Annotated in this window: 6 protein-coding genes; 2 read left to right on the top strand and 4 right to left on the bottom strand. The window is 74.2% G+C overall.

Going from position 1 to position 6396, the window contains the following annotated elements:
* Positions 1-99 precede the first annotated feature (99 nt).
* The 3 genes from ACFXG1_RS13600 to ACFXG1_RS13590 form a co-directional block, all read right to left on the bottom strand.
* Complete coding sequence (locus tag ACFXG1_RS13600; protein WP_384718403.1) at positions 100-1854, bottom strand: NAD+ synthase; 1755 nt, start codon at positions 1852-1854, stop codon at positions 100-102.
* Positions 1855-1990: 136 nt separating this feature from the next.
* A complete protein-coding gene (locus ACFXG1_RS13595; RefSeq protein ID WP_384718401.1) occupies positions 1991-3619 on the bottom strand; it encodes a multicopper oxidase family protein in 1629 nt (542 codons plus the stop codon).
* 100 nt (positions 3620-3719) lie between these two features.
* Positions 3720-4169, bottom strand: a complete 450-nt coding sequence (locus ACFXG1_RS13590; RefSeq protein ID WP_384718399.1) for a DUF6153 family protein — start codon at positions 4167-4169, stop codon at positions 3720-3722.
* Between the two features lie 80 nt (positions 4170-4249).
* Here ACFXG1_RS13590 and ACFXG1_RS13585 point away from each other — a divergent pair, with 80 nt between their 5' ends.
* Both ACFXG1_RS13585 and ACFXG1_RS13580 read left to right on the top strand, forming a co-directional pair.
* Positions 4250-4981: a DUF998 domain-containing protein gene (locus ACFXG1_RS13585; RefSeq protein WP_384718397.1), complete on the top strand. Its 732-nt coding sequence runs from the start codon at positions 4250-4252 to the stop codon at positions 4979-4981.
* Complete coding sequence (locus tag ACFXG1_RS13580) at positions 4978-5826, top strand: alpha/beta fold hydrolase (protein ID WP_384742433.1); 849 nt, start codon at positions 4978-4980, stop codon at positions 5824-5826. Before ACFXG1_RS13585 ends, ACFXG1_RS13580 begins: the two co-directional genes overlap by 4 nt.
* A gap of 70 nt (positions 5827-5896) precedes the next feature.
* Here the strand turns inward: ACFXG1_RS13580 and ACFXG1_RS13575 are convergent, their stop codons facing one another.
* Positions 5897-6316 carry a CBS domain-containing protein gene (locus tag ACFXG1_RS13575; RefSeq protein WP_384723312.1) on the bottom strand — a complete coding sequence of 140 codons (420 nt, stop codon included), beginning with the start codon at positions 6314-6316 and terminating at the stop codon, positions 5897-5899.
* Positions 6317-6396 lie beyond the last annotated feature (80 nt).

The raw sequence follows: 6396 nt of genomic DNA, 5'->3' as shown, positions 1-6396 counted from the left end.
GGCGGGCGGGCCCGTGGGCCCCTCCGGGTGTGGGCCCCTCCCGCTCCCGTTCGCTTCCGGGCCCCACACGCACCGCGGCACACCGCGGCCGTTCGTGGCTCAGGCGTGTTCGCGCCAGCGGTTGGTGATGGGCAGCCGCCGGTCCTTGCCGAAGCCCTTGGCGGAGATCTTGGTGCCCGGCGGGTACTGCCGCCGCTTGTACTCGGCGGTGTCCACCAGCCGCAGCACCCGGTTCACCAGCTCCTCGTCGAACCCGGCCGCGACGATCTCGTCCCGGCCCCGGTCCCGGTCCACGTACAGCTCCAGCAGCCGGTCGAGGACGTCGTAGTCGGGCAGCGAGTCGGTGTCGACCTGGTCGGGGCGGAGTTCGGCGCTGGGCGGCTTGGTGATCGAGGACTCCGGGATCGGCGGGGTCTCGCCGCGTTCGGCCGCGACCCGGTTGCGCCACAGCGCCAGCCGGAACACCGTCGACTTGTAGACGTCCTTGATGGGCCCGTACGCGCCCACGGAGTCGCCGTAGAGCGTGGAGTACCCCACCGCCAGCTCGGACTTGTTGCCCGGCGCCAGGACGATATGGCCCTCCTCGTTGGAGACCGCCATCAGCAGGGTGCCGCGCAGCCGGGACTGGAGGTTCTCCTCGGCGAGCCCGGTGAGGCCGAGCGCCCCCATATAGGCGTCGAACATCGGCTCGATGGAGACGGTACGGAAGTGGAGGCCGGTGCGGCGCGCGAGGTCGGCGGCGTCGTCCCGGGAGTGCCCCGACGAGTACTTGGACGGCATCGAGATCCCGTACACGTGCTCCGCGCCCAGCGCGTCGCAGGCCAGCGCCGCGACCAGCGCCGAGTCGATCCCGCCGGAGAGCCCGATCACCACCGACCGGAACCCGTTCTTCAGGGTGTAGGCGCGCAGGCCCGTGACGAGGGCCGCGTAGACCTCGGCGTCGTCGTCGAGCCGCTCCGCGCGCGCCTCGGCGGCCGGCTCCGGCGCGTACGGCTCCACCGGCTCGGCGGAGACCGTGACATGGTCGATCCGCAGCCCGTCGTCGACCACGCCGGACGGGACACCGCCGGCCGCCGGGAGGTCGAGGTCCACGATCATCGTGGTCTCGGCGAACTGCGGAGCCCGCGCGATCACCTCGCCCGCCGCGTCCACGACGATGGAGTCCCCGTCGAAGACGAGTTCGTCCTGGCCGCCGACCATGGCGCAGTACGCGACCGGGCACCCGGCCTCCTGGGCGCGCTTGCGCACCAGATCGAGCCGGGTGTCGTCCTTGTCGCGCTCGTACGGCGACGCGTTGATCGACAGCAGCAGCCCGGCCCCGGCGGAGCGGGCGGCGGGCACCCGGCCGCCGTCCTGCCAGAGGTCCTCGCAGATCGCCAGCGCCACGTCCACACCCCGGACCCGGACCACCGGCAGGGTGTCGCCGGGCACGAAGTACCGGAACTCGTCGAAGACGCCGTAGTTCGGCAGATGGTGCTTGGCGAGGACGAGCACCACATCGCCGCCGTGGAGGACGGCCGCCGCGTTGCGGGGCGCGCCCGCGGGCTGGCCGTACCGCGGCTGCGCGGCCTCGGAACGGTCGAGATAGCCGACGACCACCGGCACATCGTCCAGGCCCTCGTCCGCCAGCCGGGCCGCCAGGGCGCGCAGGGCGGCACGGGACGCGGAGACGAAGGACGACCGCAGGGCGAGGTCCTCGACGGGGTAGCCGGTGAGCGTCATCTCCGGGAAGGCCACGAGATGGGCGCCCCGCTCGGCCGCCTGCCGGGTGCGGCGCACGACCGCGTCGGCGTTGCCGCCGAGGTCGCCGACCGTGGAGTCGATCTGATTCAGGGCGAGACGTAGTTGAGGCACGGGCCCAGTGTAATCGTCTTTCTGACGCGATGTCCCGGGCGGGCGGTGTGGGGCGCCCCACGCGGAGCCCGCCGAGGAGCCCCCCGAGGAGCCCGCGAGGGGCTGCCCCACACCATCCCTCGACTGGTCCGCCGGTCTACTTCCGGTAGCCCAGGACCGTCATCATCCCCGCCTCCGCGTGGTAGACGTTATGGCAGTGGATCATCCACAGGCCCGGGTTGTCGGCGTCGAAGTCCGCGGTCAGGGTGCCGTTCGGCAGGATGACCGCGGTGTCCTTGCGGGCCCCGCCCACTGTGTTCGCCACGGCGAAGGTGTGGCCGTGCAGATGCAGCGGGTGCCACATCTCCGTCGGATTGCGGAACACCAGCCGCACCCGCTCGCCCGCGCGGACCTCGTGCCGCTGGTCGGGGGAGTACGGCCGCTTGTCGAACGCCCAGTCGTACATCGCCATCCCGCCGGTCAGCTCGATCCGGATCTCCCGGTCCGGCTTGCGGGCGGGCAGCGCCACCGAGGCGTGCGCGCGCAGCTTGTCCCCGGTGAGCACCCGCCGGGTCAGCTCCGCGGGCCGTACGTTCGCCGCCGGGGCGGCCCCGCCGCCGGTCCGCAGCAGGGCCAGCGCCGTGGTGTTCTTGCCTTCGGCCAGTGCCACCAGGGGGAACACCCCGTCGCCCGCCGTCACCAGGACGTCGTACCGCTCGCCCATGCCCAGCAGCAGCGCGTCCGTCTCCCGCTGGACGACCGGGAAGCCGTCCGAGTGGGTCACCGTCATCCGGTGGCCGCCGAGGGCGATCCGGAAGGCGGTGTCCCCGCCCGCGTTGATGATCCGCAGCCGGATCCGGTCGCCCGGCTTCGCGGTGAACGACGTGGGCGCCTGCGGTGTCCGCCCGTTGATCAGATAGTGGGGGTACGCGACGTCTCCCGCGTCCCCGCCGAGCAGATCGCTCTTGGCGCCCATCATCATCCGCGAAGGGCCGTCGCCGGGGCCCGGCGTCCTCGCCGCCGCCTTCCGGCCGCCCATACCGGTCATGCCGTGGCCCTCGTGCCCGCCGCCGCCCATGCCCTTGCTCAGTTCGGCGAGTACCGCGTCGGGGGTGGAGCCCTCGACCCCGTCGACCCAGTCGTCGAGGACGATCACCCACTCCTGGTCGTACTTCAGCGGCTCCCTCGGGTCCTCCACGATCAGCGGCGCGTACAGCCCCCGGTCCTGCTGGACGCCCGAGTGGGGGTGGAACCAGTAGGTGCCGGGGTGCGGGACGGCGAACCGGTAGTCGAAGGCGGCGCCCGCCTTGACCGGCGCCTGGGTCAGTCCCGGCACGCCGTCCATGTCGTTGCGCAGGGCGAGGCCGTGCCAGTGGAGGGACGTCGTGTCGGGGAGGTTGTTGGCGAGGGTGAGGGCCAGGGTGTCCCCGGCGGTGACCCGCACCTCCTGCCCGGGCAGCCGGTCGCCGTAGGCCCAGGTCCGTACGGACCGGCCGCCGATGTCGATCGTGGCGGCCGTGGCCGTCAGCCGGACCTTGCGCTCGGGGCCCTTGCCCCGCTTAGCCTCGGCCGCCCTGACCTCCGGTCCGCCGGGCTCCACGAACCCGCCGGAGCCGGTGCCCGCGCCCTGCTTCGCCGCGCCGCCGCCCTGGCCGCCGCCGTTGTGCCCGGCGTGGCCGCCGCCCTTGCCGTCCGAGCCGGAGCAGGCCGCCAGCGCGGCCGTACCGGCCACCGCGAGCGACGCGCCCAGCAGGGAACGGCGATTGATGAACGAACTCGTGCTCATGTGAAAACACCTCGTGCTGTCGGGTACTGACCGGGTTCGGCCCGGTCGGGGCCGTACGGATCCGTCACACGGGCCGCCCCTCATGGGCGGCCACGCGCTTCTAGATCCGCAGCACCGACAGCTGTGCGAGACGTATCCGAGGTGGTGGGGTCGGCGGACCGGCCCGGATCGCGGCGGCGACACCCGCGCGCGGTGTCCGGCCGGCCGCGCCGCGCCGCCCGAGCCACGCCCCGGCGGCGACGAGGAGAAGGGCGCAGCCGAAGACCCCCAGCACGGCGAGACAGACCGACGTCGGGTCCATCGTCCCGTGCTCGGGGACGGCGCCCCGGACGACCGGGAGCACCACAGGGCCCCGCGCGGCGGCTTCGGCGGCGTGTACGGCTCCGGCTCCCGCTTCGGCCCGCGCGATGTGCGCGGCTTGCGCGCCCTGCGTCGTACCTCCGCCGTGTCCCGACGAAGGGTGGCCCACGGTGTGCATGGTGACCACGCCGAACAGCAGCGCGAGGAACAGCGTCAGCCGTCCCGCGTGTGTCCCGTGGCCCTTCAGCATGATCCGCATACTACCCCCACCGGGTATACGGTCGCGGTCCGTCGGGCCCGAATCGGTCACCTGTGCGGGATCATGGGCGGATGATCCCCGCACTCATAGCCGTCGGCGCCCTCGTCTACACCGCCTGGCTCCTCGAAGTCGCCCTGGCGACGGGGCTGGACCCGGTGCAGACGTACGTCAGTGAACTGGCCGCCGAGGACCAGCCGTTCGGCGGCCTCTTCCGGGCCACCGACCTGGCCGCCGGCTCCCTGGTGTTCGCGGGCGCCGTCTGGGCCCTCACCCGGGCGGTACGCGGCCCCCGCAGACCCTGGGCCCTGATCGGCTGGGCGGGTGTCACGCTCTTCGGCGCCGCCACCGCCGTCGACTCCCGGCTGCCGCTGAGCTGCGCCCCCACCGACGACCCGGAGTGCGCGGCCCGGGAGACCGCGGGACTGGTGCCCGCCACCCACACCGCGCACGCCGTGAGCAGCTCCCTCGCCATGACCGGCGCCCTCATAGGGATCGTCGGCCTCACCATCGCCGCCCGCCGCTACGGATGGTGGCCCGAGGTGGCCGCGTTCGGCCCGGTCCTCGTGGTGCTCGAACTGGCGGCCACCGGCTGGACCCTGGGCTCCATCGCCGCCTTCGAGGCCGGGAACGGGACCTGGGCCCTCGGCGCCGGGCAGCGGCTCCAGGTGCTCTTCGTGGCAGTCTGGCTGGGCGTGCTCGCGTTGTCGCTCGCCCGGGAGGCGGCGCGCCGACCGGGGACGCCGGAGGACGCGACCCGGGACGGCGACCCGGGCACGGGACGGCCGGAGGCGGTGGCACGGTGACGTTCGTACGGGTCGGAGGCGTACCGCACCATGTGGTGGTGGCGGGCGAAGGGCCGGTCGTCGTCCTCAGCGCCGGGCTCGGGCTCGGCTGGTTCGACTGGGACCCCGTGGTCCCCCTGCTCACCCCGCACCGCACCGTCGTCCGCTTCGACCGGCCGGGCCACGGGCTCAGCGCCCCCGCCACCACCGCGCCCACCGCCGCCGGCGAGGCCGGGCGGATCACCGGGATCCTCGAAGCGCTGGGGCTCGGCGACCGCCCCGCGACCGTCGTGGGGCACTCCGTCGCCGGGTTCCACGCCGAGGCCTTCGCCCGGCTCCACCCCGGCCGGACCACCGGTGTCGTCCTCGTCGACTCCAGCGTCGAGGAACGGGCCGCCGCCCCGGCCGCGCCCGCCGTACGCACCGCCGTCGCCCGGGTGACGGGCGGAACGCTGGGCGCCCTGGGCGTTCCGGCCGCCCTCGGGCCACCCGTACGGCGGATCGCGGTCCGCGTCTCCCGTACCGGCGGCGGCGACCCCGCCCCCGCGTCGCTCGTACGCGCCGTCTACGGCACCACCCGGGTGCTGCGCGGCGCCCTGCTGGAGAACGCCCACTACACGGCCGTCGCCGCCGAACTCCTCGCCCTGCGCGAACGCCGCCCGCTGCCGCCGGGTGCGCCTGTCACCGTCCTCGCCGCGACCTCCGGCGGACGGCGCTGGACGGCCCGGCAGCGGGGCCTCGCCCTGGCGCTGGACGCCAGGTTCCGGGAGATCGGCCCGTCCGGGCATCTGATGATGCTGGACCGCCCGGACGCCGTCGCCCGAGCGGTCCTGGAGACGGGTCCGCCGCCGCGTTCCGCCGCGTAGCTTTCGCCGTACGGCCCCGGGCCGTAACGCGAAGTCCCGCCCGGGCGCTGCCTCGCGGAGGCGACCCGGGTCAGCCCCTGGCGTACACCCGCTCCACCCAGCCCGCCAGCTGCTCCTCCGACAGATGCCGTGCCAGATCCGCCTCACTGATCATTCCGACCAGCCGCTTCTCCTCGATGACCGGCAGCCGCCGGATCTGGTGGGACTCCATCTCCGTCAGCACGTCGTCCACGCCCGCGTCCGCCGCGATCCAGCGGGGTGTGCCCCGGGCCATCTCCCCGGCCGTCACCTTCGCCGGGTCGTGCCCCTGGGCCACACAGCCCACGACGATGTCCCGGTCGGTGAGGATGCCGCAGAGCCGCTCGTCGGCGTCGGCGATCGGCAGCGCGCCCACATCCAGCCGGGCCATCAGCTGGGCCGCCCGGTCGAGGGTCTCGTGGGCCGGGATCCACTGGGCCCCGGGGTGCATGATGTCCTTGGCTGTGGTCATGACGTTCGGGTCTCCTCACGGTCGGCGGGCGGCGCCGTCCCCCGGGTCGGCACGCCGGTACGCCTCCATGGTCGTTCCGC

Origin of the sequence: Streptomyces sp. NPDC059248 (assembly GCF_042753905.1) — a bacterium.
GTDB lineage: Bacteria > Actinomycetota > Actinomycetes > Streptomycetales > Streptomycetaceae > Streptomyces.
Note: the sequence above shows the minus strand (reverse complement) of the source record. Positions and strands in the feature narration are given on the sequence as shown.

Coding starts and splice junctions, on each gene's coding strand:
- ACFXG1_RS13585 (WP_384718397.1), top strand. CDS start 4,250: ATGATCCCCGCACTCATAGCCGTCGGCGCCCTCGTCTACACCGCCTGG.
- ACFXG1_RS13590 (WP_384718399.1), bottom strand. CDS start 4,169: ATGCTGAAGGGCCACGGGACACACGCGGGACGGCTGACGCTGTTCCTC.
- ACFXG1_RS13595 (WP_384718401.1), bottom strand. CDS start 3,619: ATGAGCACGAGTTCGTTCATCAATCGCCGTTCCCTGCTGGGCGCGTCG.
- ACFXG1_RS13575 (WP_384723312.1), bottom strand. CDS start 6,316: ATGACCACAGCCAAGGACATCATGCACCCCGGGGCCCAGTGGATCCCG.